General features: G+C 42.8%; 11 protein-coding genes, 3 rRNA genes and 2 pseudogenes. 5 read left to right on the forward strand and 11 right to left on the reverse strand.

The genetic code is table 11. From position 1 onward, the window contains the following. The first annotated feature begins 117 nt into the window (after positions 1-117). Complete coding sequence (locus CV014_RS22120; protein ID WP_236143999.1) at positions 118-669, forward strand: hypothetical protein; 552 nt, start codon at positions 118-120, stop codon at positions 667-669. A 66-nt stretch (positions 670-735) separates the two neighbouring features. Continuing rightward, positions 736-1,854, forward strand: a complete 1,119-nt coding sequence (locus CV014_RS22125; protein WP_236144000.1) for an amidoligase family protein — start codon at positions 736-738, stop codon at positions 1,852-1,854. Between the two features lie 5 nt (positions 1,855-1,859). Here the strand turns inward: CV014_RS22125 and CV014_RS22130 are convergent, their stop codons facing one another. The 8 genes from CV014_RS22130 to aroC form a co-directional block, all read right to left on the reverse strand. Then, entirely contained in the window at positions 1,860-2,156 is a 297-nt protein-coding gene (locus CV014_RS22130) for a DUF6745 domain-containing protein (protein WP_236144001.1), read from the reverse strand. Between the two features lie 228 nt (positions 2,157-2,384). Further along, positions 2,385-3,080, reverse strand: coding sequence for a hypothetical protein (locus CV014_RS22135; protein ID WP_236144002.1), 696 nt, complete (start codon positions 3,078-3,080; stop codon positions 2,385-2,387). Positions 3,081-3,414: 334 nt separating this feature from the next. Further along, positions 3,415-3,864, reverse strand: a complete 450-nt coding sequence (locus tag CV014_RS22140) for an SRPBCC family protein (protein ID WP_103138439.1) — start codon at positions 3,862-3,864, stop codon at positions 3,415-3,417. Positions 3,865-3,883: 19 nt separating this feature from the next. Then, on the reverse strand, positions 3,884-4,072 hold the full coding sequence (locus CV014_RS22145) for a CPXCG motif-containing cysteine-rich protein (RefSeq protein WP_015139820.1): 189 nt from the start codon (positions 4,070-4,072) through the stop codon (positions 3,884-3,886). Positions 4,073-4,184: 112 nt separating this feature from the next. Continuing rightward, complete coding sequence (locus tag CV014_RS22150; protein ID WP_236144003.1) at positions 4,185-5,801, reverse strand: B12-binding domain-containing radical SAM protein; 1,617 nt, start codon at positions 5,799-5,801, stop codon at positions 4,185-4,187. A 21-nt stretch (positions 5,802-5,822) separates the two neighbouring features. Further along, entirely contained in the window at positions 5,823-6,077 is a 255-nt protein-coding gene (locus CV014_RS22155; protein WP_236144004.1) for a SemiSWEET transporter, read from the reverse strand. Between the two features lie 181 nt (positions 6,078-6,258). Further along, positions 6,259-7,152, reverse strand: a complete 894-nt coding sequence (locus CV014_RS22160) for a hypothetical protein (protein WP_236144005.1) — start codon at positions 7,150-7,152, stop codon at positions 6,259-6,261. Positions 7,153-7,223: 71 nt separating this feature from the next. Continuing rightward, entirely contained in the window at positions 7,224-8,312 is a 1,089-nt protein-coding gene (gene aroC / locus CV014_RS22165) for a chorismate synthase (RefSeq protein ID WP_236144006.1), read from the reverse strand. A 734-nt stretch (positions 8,313-9,046) separates the two neighbouring features. Between aroC and CV014_RS22170 the strand changes: the two genes are divergently transcribed. The 3 genes from CV014_RS22170 to rrf all read left to right on the forward strand — a co-directional run bounded on the left by CV014_RS22170 (position 9,047) and on the right by rrf (position 13,912). Further along, positions 9,047-10,535 (forward strand): 16S ribosomal RNA (locus tag CV014_RS22170). 317 nt (positions 10,536-10,852) lie between these two features. Then, a 23S ribosomal RNA gene (locus CV014_RS22175) occupies positions 10,853-13,675 on the forward strand. Between the two features lie 119 nt (positions 13,676-13,794). Next, a 5S ribosomal RNA gene (gene rrf, locus CV014_RS22180) occupies positions 13,795-13,912 on the forward strand. Together the 16S, 23S and 5S rRNA genes form the textbook arrangement of a ribosomal RNA operon. 75 nt (positions 13,913-13,987) lie before the next feature. On the opposite strand, the pseudogene CV014_RS22185 reads toward rrf, so the two are convergent. The 3 genes and pseudogenes from CV014_RS22185 to glmM all read right to left on the reverse strand — a co-directional run. Beyond that, positions 13,988-14,068 (reverse strand): annotated as a pseudogene (locus CV014_RS22185) (ISAzo13-like element transposase-related protein); the annotation flags it as partial. Between the two features lie 229 nt (positions 14,069-14,297). Continuing rightward, a pseudogene (gene hpsL, locus CV014_RS22190) lies at positions 14,298-15,934 on the reverse strand (hormogonium polysaccharide biosynthesis protein HpsL). 308 nt (positions 15,935-16,242) lie between these two features. Continuing rightward, entirely contained in the window at positions 16,243-17,718 is a 1,476-nt protein-coding gene (gene glmM / locus CV014_RS22195) for a phosphoglucosamine mutase (RefSeq protein WP_236144007.1), read from the reverse strand. Positions 17,719-17,942: the final 224 nt, after the last annotated feature.

Consider the following 17,942-nt stretch of genomic DNA (forward strand, 5'->3'; position numbering starts at 1 on the left):
TAAAGTCATAACACCAAAAGGTAATATTCCTACATCACAAAACTACTGAAAGCTGATGTTTAGATAGGATTTTTACCATTTGATACTGATAAATACTTGATTGGTTAGGTAACGAAAATGAAATATAACCTGCGGATTTTCTTGTTATTATTAGGCGTATTTATAGGCTCTTTTGGTACGGCTATTAATACAGTTCTGGCTCAAGATATAACTGTAAATTCCCGTCATCAAATTCTAAGCGACACCACAAAATCAGCAGCTAAAAACTACAAAGATAGCGAACTCCGAGCATTTTTAACTAGCAAATATGACTATTGGGATGCGCGTGTTTTAGCAAGTTTCTGGGGAGAAACCGTAGAGGATGCAAAAGCTAGAATGGGTCGAAAAATTCTCTGGGGAGGAGAAAACATTGCACTTCTAGAACAATTTCTTGTAGATGCTAGAGTGCAAGCACTCCAATCCGTCAAACCACCCCGTCCTGGCGATTCCAGTCCCTATAAATTCTACCAAGATTCTACATATAACTATAATGATGCAGAGGCACTGGCGAGATTTTGGGGTGAAAAATCAGCGATAGATGCGAAAGCTCGCATTGAACGCAATTTAATTTTAGGCAATGACGAAGTGATTGACCAAGCTTTAAGATACGCGCGTCCTCGTAAGAGATAAATTATTCTACTTGATATTTTTAAATCACTATGGGGTGCTGAATGCACCCTGCTTTTATGGAAAATTATGTCTGAATTAAATTGGAAAATTGGCTTTGAAATTGAGTTAATTGCACCGAAGGGATTTAGCCGACAGGATTTAGCAAAAATAATATCCCAACAACATCAAGGTTCAGTACGTCGCATTTTTCATCCCCAGTCAGAACCGAGTCATGTACCAGGAACTCCTTTATTTCATAATCTGACTTTGGGGTTTGAAGTCATTGATCAGCAGGGAAATTTGATAGCACGATGTGTAGATGATTTAACCCTACAAGACGACTTAGATAGAACTCAAGCACCCCAACCGGGATGGTATCGCATTGTTAGCGATGATATGAGATTACTACATTTAATTATGTGTAATGCTGATGCGGCTGCTCCCTTAGATGAAGTTCTCCAGCCAATTGCAAGTTTATTTGCTACCGATTTAGAAATTGGAGAAGGAGGAATGATACGTGTTGCTGATTATATCGGTAATCCGATCGCGATCGCAGCACCCTTACCAGGAGAAAGAGAACGTCCTTGTGAACTCATTACCCCACCTATTGATACTAATCATTGCCAACGTCTAGAAAGTCTTTTAGCATCAGCACGTTCTCTAGGGTTTACCATTCCTCTTGAGGGTGCAACTCATCTCCACTTTGATGCTACGCCTTTATGTTCTACCAGGGTTTTTGCTAACTTAGTTAATCTTTTATGGACTCACGGAGAAAATCTTAAACGTCTTGTTGGTACTAACTCCAAATGTAGACGTTTGGGAACATGGGATGAAGATTTATTGATGTTAGTTAATGAGCCTGATTTTTGTGAATTGTCTTGGTCTGAGGCTAGAGAATATTTGATGAAATTACAGTTAACCAAATACTGCGATTTTAACCTGAAAAATTTCATTCATCAGATTACAGAAAAACATACTTTTGAAGCGCGGATTTGCCCGGCATGGATAGATTCACAACCTGTAATTGAGGCAGCAGCGTTAATAGAAGCTATCTTAAATTATGCCATAGTTGCACCCAAAATATTACCTACTCCACCTCTAGCATGGGAACTAGAATCTGTGCAGGAGTTTCTGAAAGAAATACCTCTGCCAGAAAATTTCCGTCAAATTTGGTTATCTCGTGCTGCTAGCGTTGATAGAATGTAAAAAAATCAATTTGTTTGTATTGTGCCGTGTTGTGCATAGATACTAAAACCATCTCTAAATTGCACCGCAGGTTGATTTTCAGCGTGCAATTGATGATTTTCATCTAGTAGAATTTGCATGGGGCGATCGCAAACAATACAAGTGTCATTTACTATCAAAATCCAACCGCAATTTTGCACCAGATTTTGCAATGCTGTCCATTTCCTCACATCATGAGGATAATTCAACACAGAAAAAGCAAAATCTAACCAAATACAGTTAATTATTAAGTCTGTAACAATTATTGGTGAATGCTCAAACATAATCTTTTGTTCTGATGGTGCTAAAGTGCTAAATACAGCACCTTGAAATTGGGGATAAATTAAGCTTTTCTAGCAAAGTAAATTACTGATTTTTGCGCCTTTGCGCCTTTGCGCGAAACATAAATCATCCCATTAATCAGCAACGTCAATTAGAAGAAATACTTATAGAGGCAGTATATGTGCTTACTTCTTGAAGAAATTCCTCCTATTCCCGATAAAACGGATACCCTATGAGTTTCTCCGATTCCCCGTCCAGGTACGGCTTGGCTCATCATCGCAGTAGCCCCACAAACCGCTAAACTTTGAGTTATCAAACACGAAGCGAATCCTACCCCAATAATAGCGACCATTGCGGGAGGTATTGCAGCGACGGTTTGAACTATCCTCATTCCAATAACCCGTCAAAACATTGCCGGACATACTCCCTTCAATCACCCCATTATCTTGAGTATAGGTAGCTGACACACGAGAGCCTGATTGCTGAACGGTGATGGTACCTTCTGAAGAGTTCCAAACTCCAGCGATAGAATTTGAAATTTCCGGCTTTGATACTGGAGTCTTAGATATCAGGTTCCCCGTCCAGGTACGGCTTGGCTCATCATCGCAGTAGCCCCACAAACCGCTAAACTTTGAGTTATCAAACACGAAGCGAATCCTACCCCAATAATAGCGACCATTGCGGGAGGTATTGCAGCGACGGTTTGAACTATCCTCACTCCAATAACCCGTCAAAACATTGCCGGATATACTCCCTTCAATAACCCCATTATCTTGAGTATAGGTAGCCGACACACGAGAGCCTGATTGCTGAACGGTGATGGTACCTTCTGAAGAGTTCCAAACTCCAGCGATGGAGTCTTTTGTCTGTTTGATAGATGTTTGAGACTTTGCCTGAACTGTTGGTGTTGGCAACCCCAGCGTCATCGTCAGTGTTAATCCAACCGCAAATAGATTGACAGATGAAATTCTCATAATTTGAGGCTTAATCCACTTGATTCAAAAGTATGGTAATCTCTCCCAGGAACGTATAAGTAAAGGGAAAGCATTAGAGGCCTTTTAATCATAAAATCAGGAATTTTTCTTGATATCGTCAATATCCAACCATTATACAGAATTCTTACGTATAACTACTTCATTTCGAGTAGATATCAGAAACTTTTATTACACAACATACAGAAGGGTAGAAAATCTTGTTGACATAGAGCCGAGATCCCGATACGTACCATACTCACGGTATCGTATCTCGGCGGACACCCTCTTACTTCGATTCACACTCTCGCTTAGTCACAAAATGACGATAGCGAAACATTGCTTCTAACTGCGTTTGTACTAACCAACCGCTAAAAAATTCTACAGTTTCGCCTCCAGGCATAATGTAGGAAATATCATCAGTCAGCTTGGTTTTATTCCCTTCTGCTACAAATAGATGGCGATGTATCCAAGATTCAAACGGGCCGGATATCTGAACATCAGTAAAGTAATGATTTTTCTCGCATTCAGTGTGGCGTGCTAACCAAGTTAATGGTAAAAGTCCGAGAAACAAACGAAACTCTGTAACTGCGCCTACTGCAAGTCCTCCCTCACGGCGAACTACTTGCACAGGTTGCCAAGGTGGGGTTAGTAGCTGTAAGATATCTGGTCTTTCATGGAATTGCCAAACTACTTCTACTGGCGCGTCAATAACTGAAGAATGTTGAAAGTAAAGCATGGAAAGGAAAACCTAAAATCTAGCCTTCGTACTCAGTATCAATTTCAATTTCTAGGGTATCTTCATCCACTCGGATATATAAAATATTAGGACGACAGCAAACTTGACAATCTTCTACATAAGATTGCTGTCCCCCAGCACTCAAGTCAATAAAGGTTAAGTTGGGTTCACCACAATAGGCGCAATAAAATTCAGCTGTGTTTTGCATTTACTCAATGGGGAAAAGGAAAAAGGCAAAAGGCAAAAGGCAAAAACAGAAGTTTACTATCTTTTACTCAATACTCAGCACTCAGCACTCAGCACTCCTCACTCAGCACTCCTCACTCCCGAAAATGACTGGTCGCTTCTGCCAAATGCTTTAGTAGTGTAGACTGTGGCAGTGGCCCTTGCAAGTGACTCCAGGGTAATATCTGCTGGTGTGACCAATTGTTATGGACGTAGTAATCTAAATCGGGAATTTTACCTTTGAGTTCCTTAAAAGCGCGCTTGTAGCTTCCCAAGGAGTCGCCGAAGTTGCGGGTGAGTTCTAGCAGTTGGGAAATTCTGCGATCGCCTCTCGATATCAAAGCCTGTATAATCGACCAATTATAGCTTTCTGGGCGAAAATCTATACCTTGGGGTTTGAGTTGTTTCTGTAACCACTGCAACCGCTTCTCTGCTTGACGATTTACCCCAAACCATTGAAAGGGTGTATGGGATTTCGGTACAAATGTACTGCAACCAAAGGTGAGGCGGAGTCCTGGTGCGGCTTTTTTCACACTCCGCATCATGCTGACTGTAGCTTCTAAATCTTCTGGTTCTTCCCCTGGAATACCTACCATGCCGTAGAGTTTTAAGCCTGTCAAGCCGCCAGCTTTAGCATTAATGGCTGCTTGGATGATTTCGTCGTTATGTAGCTTTTTATTGATGATTTGGCGTAATTTTTCCGAACCACTCTCTACAGCTATGGTAAGCGATCGCGTGTCTCGTTTCGCCAAAGTTTTCGCTAACTGTTCTGTCACTGTATTAGTTCTAACTGAAGCAATACTCAGGCGCACATCGTCATATTTTGGCTGACTAATATAATCTAATAAAGTTTCAAATTCTGGATGTTGTGTAACAGAAGCACCCAATAAACCCAAGCGATTTGTTACTTGTAACCCTTTTTCAATTGCCGGAATTAAAGAGCCTTCTAAACTCGCTGTTCTAAAAGGTAAAGTGAGATAACTAGCTAAACAAAAGCGGCACATTTCAGGACAACTCCGCACCACTTCCACCATAAAAATATTTTCCCAAGCCGCTTTTTCAGTCACCACAGTAGAAGCTGAGAGAGTATTTCCCCGATAAGTTTGCTTCTGCAGCACGACGGGAATTTCTGAAGAAATTGGTTGAATATAACTAATTTCCCCATCTATTTCTTGATATTCTACTGTATACAAACTCGGTACATAAATTCCTGGTACTTGTGCGAGTGCTTGCAGTTGAGTTTGTCTAGAAGTGTTTCTCACTTCCTTATAAGCTTCTATAAAATTCCCTAATAAATTTTCTCCATCTCCTAACAAAATGACGTCAAAAAAATCAGCAAAAGGTTCGGGGTTAGCCGTCAACACTGGCCCACCACCGAAAACAATGGGGTGAGCATCATTACGGTTATTTGCTCTAATAGGAATTTCTAGAGATTCCAATAGATTTAAAATATTTACATAATCTAATTCCCAAGAAAGCGAAAATCCTACAATTTCTGAGTTTCTAGGAAGTGATTCCGAAATATCAGTAAATAAACGACTCACCTGTACATCATTACGCATTGCTAAAGTTGCCCAGACTACCTGATAGCCCAAGCTAGTGATACCTACTGTATACTCATTAGGGAAAGCGAATATCAGTGGTATAGCGTTGTTTGCTGGTGTAGCAGGGGTAAATAACAGGCGTTCAGAAGTAAATAAAGAAGATGTCACAGGTGTTTAATAAAGGCATATCTATCTATATTTAATTTTAAGCCATAGAATTACAAAGTTGAGAGCCAAAGTTGTACCGTTAGCAAAAATAATCGGCCAAGCTTGGAGATAAATTCCATAGATTAACCACAAAAATAGACCACACATAAATGTGATCAGCATGACGTATGAGACATCTTTTGCTGATTTTGTCCGCCATGTTTGCAAAACTTGGGGTAAGAAAGCGATGGTGGTTAATGTAGCGGCTGCTAAACCTAAAATCGTGACAAAATTCATATATATATTAGTGATAGATTACACATAAAAAATGAAGAAGATACTCGAAATCATCTTCTTCCAAGATTTTCACTTTCTGATTACAAAATGATAAGTTTTTAGAAAACAATTGAGACAGGCTATCGCAGTAATTATGATAATATTTTCAACTCTCCAATATGGAACTTTTAATCAGAATTCATCATCGAAATCTAGCAATTAATTCTTCACGGGATAATTGTAAAAGTAAAGGGGTAAATTCCTCTGGTTTTAATGCTAATAAAGGTTGAATAATTGCTTGTAGATCATTATCTAATTCACCAAAGCGAACTTTGAGTAAATTTTCTACTACCAATCTTTCCCCTTGTTGAATTCCTCTTTGTTCTCCTTCTTGCCTTGCCTGTTCTCGGTCTTGTTGATAAAGTGGTGCTAACCGCATAACTAACTCCCGATCATCTTCATCTTGAGTTTGAGTTAATTGTAAATTCTGTTGTAAGTTGTATAGTAATTCTAACGCTGCTTGGCGAAAAGGATTATCATGATTCAGTGATTCTAGTTCATCGATGGCTCGTTTTTGGACATTTTCCCTACCAATGATTCGCAACCACAAAGTTTCAGGAATTACGGGTAATTGATGAATTGCGATGATAGCTGTACGAAGGTGTTCTGGAAGAAAATAAACTCCAGGTAATTCGTTGGCTTGGGAAGCAGCACCAAATCCTGATAAAAGTGGTGCTGATGCTGTGGGGGTGAGAATCCATAATTTTGGTAAGTCAGAGTCAAGCAGGCGTGTGTTATTCCGATTTGCTTGCCGTTGTAAATCACCACGCACCTCTAGTAATTTTAAAAGACAATCGCAAATTTCTGTAATAGATGCAGCATTGCGAAACGGCTCAAATAATGCAGGTGTAGTAGTAAATGGTGATAATAATCCGAAGGTTTCAGGAATAGTGCTTGATTGTGATTTGGGAATGAAATAAACATCAATTTCTCTAACTTCCCCTGCTACTCGTCGCGCTGCTTGGACTTCACCATAGGGGGTAAGTATTTGTTCTAGATAGTCTTTTGCAAACTGGTCATGAATAAATCTGGTCATATTCCCTAACTTTAATTAATCAGCGATCGCCAAAATCATTCATACTTAAAACGAGGCGATCGCTATCAAAATCACAGCACCTTACACTGACCATGATGGCGTAACAAGTGATCACACAAAACCAACGCCACCATCGATTCTACCATTGGGACTGCACGGGGTAAAACGCAAGGATCATGTCTTCCCTTCGCCGCTAATAATGTTTCTTCACCCTCACGCGTGACTGTTTTTTGCTCTTTTCTGATAGTGGCTGTAGGCTTAAATGCCACCCGCAAGATGATATTTTCCCCATTAGAAATACCACCTTGAATCCCACCAGAACGATTAGTTACGGTGCGAATTTCCCCATTTTCATCTATATAAAATTCGTCGTTATGTTCAATTCCTGTTAATAGCGTCCCAGCAAAACCTGAACCAATTTCAAAACCTTTACTTGCAGGGAGAGACATCACAGCTTTAGCAATATCAGCTTCTAATTTATCAAATACAGGCTCACCCAAACCTTTGGGAACATTGCGCGCCACGCATTCCACCACACCACCGATAGAGTCACCTTGTCTACCAGTTTGCTCAATTAATTCAATCATTTTTGTCGCGCAATCTCCATCAGGACAGCGCACAATATTGCTTTCAACTTCATCCAACGTAACAGTGTTGGGGTCAACTACACCTTCTAAATCCTTGATGCGCTTGACGTAACCGATAACTTCGACATTCGCGACTTGACGGAGAATTTTTTTAGCGATCGCACCTGCGGCTACTCTCCCTATTGTCTCACGGGCTGACGACCTACCCCCACCTTGCCAATTGCGAATCCCATATTTTGCATCATAGGTAGCATCAGCGTGGGAAGGGCGATACTTTTGCGCCATCTCATCATAATCTTGGGGACGAGTATCTTTGTTTCGCACCAAAATCGAAATTGGTGTTCCCAAGGTTTTACCTTCAAACACCCCAGACAAAATCTCACAAGTGTCTGCTTCCTTACGGGGAGTAGTAATTTTACTTTGTCCTGGTCGTCTTCTATCTAACTCTACTTGAATTTCTTCAGCCGAAATTTCCAGTCGCGGAGGACAACCATCAATCACAACCCCGACGCCTCCGCCGTGAGACTCGCCAAAAGTAGTGATCCGAAATAGATGTCCAAATGTATTGCCCATAGTATATAGAGGAAAAAGGATGAAGCTTATGTATTGTACCTAGAGTTTCAGTCAAAATTAATTGCCAATAGTCTAAAAGAACGAATATCTTAAATACATATAGTGATCATTTTGTAAATTGTAAAAATACTTATTGCAATGGTTTATGTAACCTCATTGTAATCATTATGCGTAACCCTGGACTAAATTACTGGTATAACTCAGCACGAGATTTATTTGGTAAAGTATACCGAGACAAAGATAAATTGCAAGAATATTTATCCCGCTTTTGTCACTTTCCGGGAGGGCAATCGCTAGAAACCTTATGAGGCATCAATACAAGCTATACTATTAGAAAAAATTTGGTCTTGTATTTATTGTCAGAAAATAATCGCGCAAACGCCTGTTATACAAAAGCTATAGAATTCAGAAAAGGCAAAAGTTTTCGGAAAGTGACAGAACAGGGATAACTCTCGAAACAAAACCAACTACACCGATTTCAATCAGAATTTGGTCAGATGCCAAAGAAAAATTTTCGGCAAACCCCTTGACAGGGATAAAAAAGTTAGATAACCTAGATAAAGTGATGAGTCGAGAACGACCGCACAACTGAACCGAGAAAAAAGAATACTTTGAAAGCGAAGCACAAACCAATCCTCGTCAAACAAATTGGTTTTGGGACTTCCCAAAGACTTTAAAGATTATAGCAAGGAAAACTGAAAGATTGACTTTCAGTGATAAACTCCGGAAATAACAAAACGGAGAGTTTGATCCTGGCTCAGGATGAACGCTGGCGGTATGCTTAACACATGCAAGTCGAACGGAATCTTAGGATTCAGTGGCGGACGGGTGAGTAACGCGTGAGAATCTAGCTCTAGGTCGGGGACAACCACTGGAAACGGTGGCTAATACCGGATGTGCCGGAAGGTAAAAGGCTTGCTGCCTAGAGATGAGCTCGCGTCTGATTAGCTAGTTGGTGTGGTAAGAGCGCACCAAGGCGACGATCAGTAGCTGGTCTGAGAGGATGATCAGCCACACTGGGACTGAGACACGGCCCAGACTCCTACGGGAGGCAGCAGTGGGGAATTTTCCGCAATGGGCGAAAGCCTGACGGAGCAATACCGCGTGAGGGAGGAAGGCTCTTGGGTTGTAAACCTCTTTTCTCAAGGAATAAGATATGAAGGTACTTGAGGAATAAGCATCGGCTAACTCCGTGCCAGCAGCCGCGGTAATACGGAGGATGCAAGCGTTATCCGGAATGATTGGGCGTAAAGGGTCCGCAGGTGGCATTGAAAGTCTGCTGTTAAAGAGTGAGGCTCAACCTCATAAAAGCAGTGGAAACTACAAAGCTAGAGTGCGTTCGGGGTAGCAGGAATTCCTGGTGTAGCGGTGAAATGCGTAGAGATCAGGAAGAACACCGGTGGCGAAAGCGTGCTACTAGGCCGTAACTGACACTGAGGGACGAAAGCTAGGGGAGCGAATGGGATTAGATACCCCAGTAGTCCTAGCCGTAAACGATGGATACTAGGCGTGGCTTGTATCGACCCGAGCCGTGCCGGAGCTAACGCGTTAAGTATCCCGCCTGGGGAGTACGCACGCAAGTGTGAAACTCAAAGGAATTGACGGGGGCCCGCACAAGCGGTGGAGTATGTGGTTTAATTCGATGCAACGCGAAGAACCTTACCAAGACTTGACATGTCGCGAACTTTCCTGAAAGGGGAGAGGTGCCTTAGGGAGCGCGAACACAGGTGGTGCATGGCTGTCGTCAGCTCGTGTCGTGAGATGTTGGGTTAAGTCCCGCAACGAGCGCAACCCTCGTTTTTAGTTGCCAGCATTAAGTTGGGCACTCTAGAGAGACTGCCGGTGACAAACCGGAGGAAGGTGGGGATGACGTCAAGTCAGCATGCCCCTTACGTCTTGGGCTACACACGTACTACAATGCTACGGACAAAGGGCAGCTACACAGCGATGTGATGCAAATCCAAGAAACCGTAGCTCAGTTCAGATCGAAGGCTGCAACTCGCCTTCGTGAAGGAGGAATCGCTAGTAATTGCAGGTCAGCATACTGCAGTGAATTCGTTCCCGGGCCTTGTACACACCGCCCGTCACACCATGGAAGCTGGTCACGCCCGAAGTCATTACCTCAACCTTTCGAGGAGGGGGATGCCTAAGGTAGGACTGGTGACTGGGGTGAAGTCGTAACAAGGTAGCCGTACCGGAAGGTGTGGCTGGATCACCTCCTTTTAGGGAGACCTACCCAAATCAGAGATCGAAAGCCGAGAGCTGGAAGTGAAAAGCCAAAAGCCAAAAGCTAAAAGCCAAAAGCAAATAGAGACTGAGATGGTCTACTCTAGGTCGGTCGAGATTGGTGAAAGCTTTCAAAGTATTACTATTCCGGTTTAATCAATTTAAACAGAGAAAGAATCAGCAACTAACGGGAGTTAGACTGCTGAGGAAACTCAGCCAGAACCTTGAAAACTGCATAGAAACGCGAAAAGAGCAGGCAGACACAAGTATCGGAAAGAGATAAAGTGTTTGCGGGATAGAAACCAATGTAAAGTGGTCAAGCGAATAAGAGCTAATGGTGGATACCTAGGCACACAGAGGCGAAGAAGGACGTGGTTACCGACGAAATACTCCGGGGAGTTGGAAGCAAACTATGAGCCGGAGGTGTCCGAATGGGGCAACCCTGAATACTACCTGTTGAATATATAGACAGGAAAGAGCCAACCCAGCGAACTGAAACATCTTAGTAGCTGGAGGAAAAGAAATCAAAAGAGATTCCCTAAGTAGTGGTGAGCGAAAGGGGAAGAGCCTAAACCAGTCGGTTTACTGACCGGGGTAGTGGGACAGCAAAAACGAATCGCGAAGGTTAGACGAAGCATTGAAAAGATGCACCAGAGAAAGTGAGAGTCTTGTAGTCGAAAACTGAAGGATAGGAGCTGAATCCCGAGTAGCATGGGGCACGAGGAATCCCATGTGAATCAGCGAGGACCATCTCGTAAGGCTAAATACTACTGTGTGACCGATAGAGAACAAGTACCGCGAGGGAAAGGTGAAAAGAACCCCGAAAGGGGAGTGAAAAAGAACATGAAACCATAAGCTTACAAGCAGTGGGAGTCCGATTAAACGGATGACCGCGTGCCTGTTGAAGAATGAGCCGGCGAGTTATAGGTACTGGTAGGTTAAAGCGGAGAAGCTGGAGCCAAAGGGAAACCGAGTCTGAAGAGGGCGATAATCAGTAGTTATAGACCCGAACCCTGGTGATCTAACCATGTCCAGGATGAAGCTTGGGTAACACCAAGTGGAGGTCCGAACCGACCGATGTTGAAAAATCGGCGGATGAGGTGTGGTTAGGGGTGAAATGCCAATCGAACCAGGAGCTAGCTGGTTCTCCCCGAAATGTGTTGAGGCGCAGCGGTAATGATTAAATCTAGGGGGTAAAGCACTGTTTCGGTGCGGGCTGGGAGACCGGTACCAAATCGAGACAAACTCAGAATACCTAGAGAACACATTGCCAGTGAGACAGTGGGGGATAAGCTTCATTGTCAAGAGGGAAACAGCCCAGACCACCAGCTAAGGTCCCCAAATCATTGCTAAGTGATAAAGGAGGTGAGATTGCAAAGACAACTAGGAGGTTTGCCTAGAAGCAGCCACCCTTGAAAGAGTGCGTAATAGCTCACTAGTCAAGCGATCTTGCGCCGAAAATGAACGGGGCTAAGCAATGTACCGAAGCTGTGGGATTAAGAAATTAATCGGTAGGGGAGCGTTCTATATGGGGTGAAGCACTAGCGGCAAGCAGGTGTGGACTGTATAGAAGTGAGAATGTCGGCTTGAGTAGCGCAAACATTGGTGAGAATCCAATGCCCCGAAACCCTAAGGGTTCCAGAGCCAGGTTCGTCCACTCTGGGTTAGTCGGGACCTAAGGCGAGGCCGAAAGGCGTAGTCGATGGACACAGGGTCAACAATCCCTGACTAATGTACGGGAGCATTGCTAGGGACGCATGAAAGAAAGCTATACCCTGATTGGTTTGGGAGGAGTTTACGAACTCCGCATAGTGATTCGATTGTGCCAAGAAAAGCTAGTAATGTGATGAACGTAGATTACCCGTACCCGAAACCGACACAGGTAGGGAGGTTGAGAATACCAAGGGGCGCGAGATAACTCTCTCTAAGGAACTCGGCAAAATGGCCCCGTAACTTCGGAAGAAGGGGTGCCCACGAAAGTGGGTCGCAGTGAAGAGATCCAGGCGACTGTTTACCAAAAACACAGGTCTCCGCAAACTCGTAAGAGGAAGTATGGGGGCTGACGCCTGCCCAGTGCCGGAAGGTTAAGGAAGTTGGTCAGTGGTAACATGAAGCTGACGACCGAAGCCCCGGTGAACGGCGGCCGTAACTATAACGGTCCTAAGGTAGCGAAATTCCTTGTCGGGTAAGTTCCGACCCGCACGAAAGGCGTAACGATCTGGATGGTGTCTCAGAGAGAGACTCGGCGAAATAGGAATGTCTGTGAAGATACGGACTGCCTGCACCTGGACAGAAAGACCCTATGAAGCTTTACTGTAGCCTGGAATTGTGTCCGGGCTTCGCTTGCGCAGGATAGGTGGGAGACGATGAACTTTTCCTTGTGGGGAGAAGGGAGTCAACGGTGAGATACCACTCTGGCGAAGCTAGGATTCTAACTTACTACCGTTATCCGGTAGAAGGACAGTTTCAGGTGGGCAGTTTGACTGGGGCGGTCGCCTCCTAAAAGGTAACGGAGGCGCGCAAAGGTTCCCTCAGCACGCTTGGAAACCGTGCGGCGAGTGTAAAGGCATAAAGGGAGCTTGACTGCAAGACCGACAAGTCGAGCAGGTACGAAAGTAGGCCTTAGTGATCCGACGGCGCAGAGTGGAATGGCCGTCGCTCAACGGATAAAAGTTACTCTAGGGATAACAGGCTGATCTCCCCCAAGAGTCCACATCGACGGGGAGGTTTGGCACCTCGATGTCGGCTCATCGCAACCTGGGGCGGAAGTACGTCCCAAGGGTTGGGCTGTTCGCCCATTAAAGCGGTACGTGAGCTGGGTTCAGAACGTCGTGAGACAGTTCGGTCCATATCCGGTGCAGGCGTTAGAACATTGAGAGGAGCCTTCCTTAGTACGAGAGGACCGGGAAGGACGCACCGCTGGTGTACCAGTTATTGTACCAACAGTAGACGCTGGGTAGCCAAGTGCGGAGCGGATAACCGCTGAAAGCATCTAAGTGGGAAGCCCACCTCAAGATGAGTGTTCTCATCACTTTAAGTGAGTAAGGTCACGGGTAGAACACCCGTTCATAGGCGGTAGGTGGAAGTGCAGTAATGTATGTAGCCGAGCCGTGCTAATAGACCGAGGGCTTGACCTCACAATCATTGGTCATCTAATCATCAATCGCGTTTCTTGCAGTCTTCAGGGTCTCTGTACCCTCGAATTTAAATTTCTTGATTCTTTTTTGAATTTGGAATTTTGAATTTTGAATTCTTTCCTGGTGTCTATGGCGCGGTGGAACCACTCTGACCCCTTCCCGAACTCAGTTGTGAAACGCTGCTGCGGCTACGATAGTTTGAGGGTCGCCTCCTGCTACAATCGCTCGTCGCCAGGTTCTTTATTCTAAAAAGAAAGCCATTACACATAGTGTGTAATGGCTTTTTGCTTTGAGTCCAATTCATCAAAAATAGTTCTCCAAGGCAGCCCAACACCGCTCTATTGGATTGTACCTACTATGATAGGGGGGATAATAAATCAGTCGGATTTTTAAATTATCCCTGTTCTGTCACTCTCCGAAAACTTTTGCCATTTCTGAATTCTATAGCTTTTATCTAACAGGCGTTTGCGCGATTGTTTTCTGATAATAAATACAAGACCAACTTTTTTCTAATAGTATAATAGTATAGCTTGTATTGATGCCCTCATAGGGCTTCTAGCGATTTCCCTCCCGGAAAATGACAAAAGCGGGCTAATGCCTTTATTTTTTTGAAGTGAATCAATCAAAGTTGATCCGATTCCAAAAGTTCTTCATTTTTCTTTTCTTGTTTATCGAGTACAGGTAATTTAAAAAGCACTCCAGCAAAAAACCAGTAATAAACAGCTACAGGATCTACATCCAAGGGGTAATAATAAGTGTTATAACTGATAAACAGTATAAACACCCATAAAGCAGCTCCATAAGTACGGAAGTTACGGTTTTTTATAGAACGATAAGTTTTAAAGGCAGTAATCGTCAGGGTAGTAACTAAGGATAAGAAACCCAATAAACCTACAATACCAACTTCATACAAAACTTTAGGATAATAGGTTTCAACTAGCTTAGTTGAACCCAAACTGCGTGCGGAATTGGTGGCTCTACCCAAACCACTTCCTATAGGAGTATCAACGTTTTTCCAGTTTTCTTCAAACTGCTGAACAATAAATTCCTGGGGTGGTGAAGCATCCCAACGACCAAAAAAACTATCAATTCTTTCTTGAACGACTGTAGGGTAGGCTAACATTGCTATTCCTAAGATAGCAGCTAGTCCTACACCGATAGGAATAAAGCGTTTGAGGTTAGCAATTTGACCAGTTAAGATTAACAGAACGATAAAGCAGGTTGGGACTAAGCGAGAGCAATTCTTTGTCCAGAGACAACGGCATTGATGAATATGACAGCCATAGACCCAAGACCCATAAACCGCCAAATTATAGAAGGGTCTGAAAACCCAGTAGCAAAGGCGAAAAACGTGCTAGAAATCAAGAACCATGACCATTGCCAGGGAGCAACAAACGTTCCTGGTAGTCGAATAACACCTTCTTCTGGACTGTATAATAGAGAACCACCAAAATAGCACCGCGCATCTAGTGTAGCTTTGAATAAGTCTGAACCTACTGCGTTTCTGGTACCTTCACATACTCCTGTTAATAATAAGAGGTACTGTAATATACCTAATCCGCCACATACAAGGATTAAGATAATCTGTAAGCGCGATATGAATAAAAAATCCTGCTTATTGCGAATTAAATAGTAAACACAAGCAATTAATGGAATGTAACCTAAAAATACTTTTAACCCCAAAATACCCATACCTATAGGTATTTCACTGGTAGCTTCTTGTGCAAATCCTGTATTTGGTGGATTTAGTTGCTGTCCACCATTGATAAACAGCAAAGTTAATAGAGACAGGCTAAATACAATGAAAAGTGGAGTTTTAATTGCTGTCGGAATGATGAAAGGTAATTTTTGTCTGCGGCACATTTGCCAAATTGCAATGAGGGCAGGAAAGTAAAAAGCATCTTTAGCCAATTGCAAAATAGGGCTATTGCCTATGTAATATGTGATTGTGCCGCCAGCAGGTACGTAAATCAGGAAAGCTATGAGTCCTGTACGGGGATATTTATAAGCAAGGGACATGACAATTATCCCCACAATACTGGGAATTGCTACCTTAACTCCTGCTACCAAAAACATGACCAATCCGACTAAAAAGCTGACTAATGAAACTGTAGTCAGAATGCTAATAAGTTCTTTACGTTCCTGGTTGGCTTTACGTTTCTGAGCTAGCCTTTCTTTAAGACTCAGTGTAGAATCTGTTGATTCTTTCTTTAACTTCCTTTTTTTAGAACGTGGGGATTTTGACTTTAGTTTTGGCATAGGAAATTGTTGAGCCTATCAGCCTAAGACAATAGTATAATTTATAGATAAATCAGTTTTTGGTCTTGTAATAGGTATAGTCAAAATTCATCGGCGATTGATTTATTTAGAGACTAATGACGGCAAGTATTAGACAGCATATATTATTATATTCAGGATTTTTGGGTAAAAAATAAAACCTTAGTGAATAATATTACAAATTCTACACATCTTAATAAAAGTTGATTAAAATCCCATTGATGAGTAGGGGCATAATTCACATTATGCCCTTTACTAATTAAGACAAAAAACGTGTGAGGCTTGATTAATTAATCAGCCAAGTGTTTTTGGACTTGTGTAACTAATTCATCTGTCCAGTAGTTAGCTAGTTCGGCATTTGCGGCTTCTACCATGACTCTAATCACTGGTTCTGTACCAGATGCACGGACTAAAATTCTGCCACGATCGCCCATTGCAGTTTCCGCAGAGGCGATCGCTTGTTGCAATGGTTCGCAATTCTGCCAACCTAAACGGCGATCGCGGTCTATAACTCGCACATTCCGCAACAACTGGGGATAAGTGGCAAAGCTTTGATCTACTAATTCTGCCAAAGATACACCAGACTGTTTGACCAAAGCAGCTATATGTAAGGCTGTTAACAAACCATCTCCAGTGATGCCATAGTGGCGGCAAAGGATATGACCAGATTGTTCACCACCTAACATTCCTCCTGTTTTGAGCATTTCTGCTTGCACATATTGATCACCTACGGCTGTGCGAATTAATTGACCACCTTGTTGTTGCCAAGCTCTTTCAAAACCCAAGTTAGCCATGACTGTGGAGACAATTAAGTTACCAGGTAATTGTTCCTGTTGTTTCAGGTGCTGTCCCCAGAGATAGAGAATATAATCACCATTGACTGTTCTGCCTGTATTATCGACGGCTAACACGCGGTCAGCATCTCCATCAAAGGCAAATCCTAAGTCAGCTTTGTGTTCTTGGACAGTAGCTTGCAGAATTTCTAGATGGGTAGAACCACAATCAACATTAATGCGATCGCCATCTGCCTGATTATGCAAACAAATGACCTCTGCACCCATTTCTTGAAATACGCCAGGTGCTAAACCCACAGATGCACCCCAAGCTAAATCTAAAACAATCTTCATTCCTTGAAGACTGGGAGAGTCTTTTAAAGGTGTTTGTAAAGCTGTGCTGTATTCTTTGACTAATTCTGGACGTGAATAATGCCGTCCATAATGATTCCCGATGTCTGTCACTAAGGTATGACCCCGCAGTCCATCTTCTATTTTTTTCTGCAATTTTGGGGATAACTTAGTACCATCTGTACCAAATATCTTAATGCCATTATCTTCTGGTGGATTATGGCTAGCAGAAATCATCACGCCACCGATAGCTTTGCCGACACTAATTAGATAAGCAACGCAAGGAGTAGGGCATAATCCCAAATGCCAAACTTCCATACCTGCGGCGGTTAGCCCTGCACTCATCGCCATTGCTAACATATCGCTAGAGTTGCGGGAATCCTGTCCTAAAATTACTACTCCCCTATGACCAACATGATCATGTAGAACTACGCCCGTCCAAAATCCAACTTGCAATGCTAAAGGCGCGCTCAGTAATTCTCCTACCTTGCCACGAATTCCATCTGTACCAAACAGGGGATTGGCTGGTAAAGATAGTAAATTCAGTCCATTGCTCTGCTCCAGTCCTTTACCTGGTTTTTCCGCTTCTGAAGCAGAAATTTCTCGAATGTTACTTTGAGTTCGAGTTATTGATGAAACCATATGCTTAAACACCCCACACACTCACACAGGAAATTATCACTTTACAGTTTATTCAACAATTTTTAGTCAATGTTCTTTGTGTTTTTATGATAGTTATTTTCTCTTATTAAAAATTTTTTAGTTTCACTTTTTACGTATTTACACATAGAAAAATTTAAGATGCCGTGAATAAGTTACATTTATTTAACCTTCTTAATTAAGATTCTACTTAGTTTAACTCCTAA

Origin of the sequence: Nostoc sp. CMAA1605 (assembly GCF_021596505.1) — a bacterium.
Lineage (GTDB): Bacteria > Cyanobacteriota > Cyanobacteriia > Cyanobacteriales > Nostocaceae > Trichormus.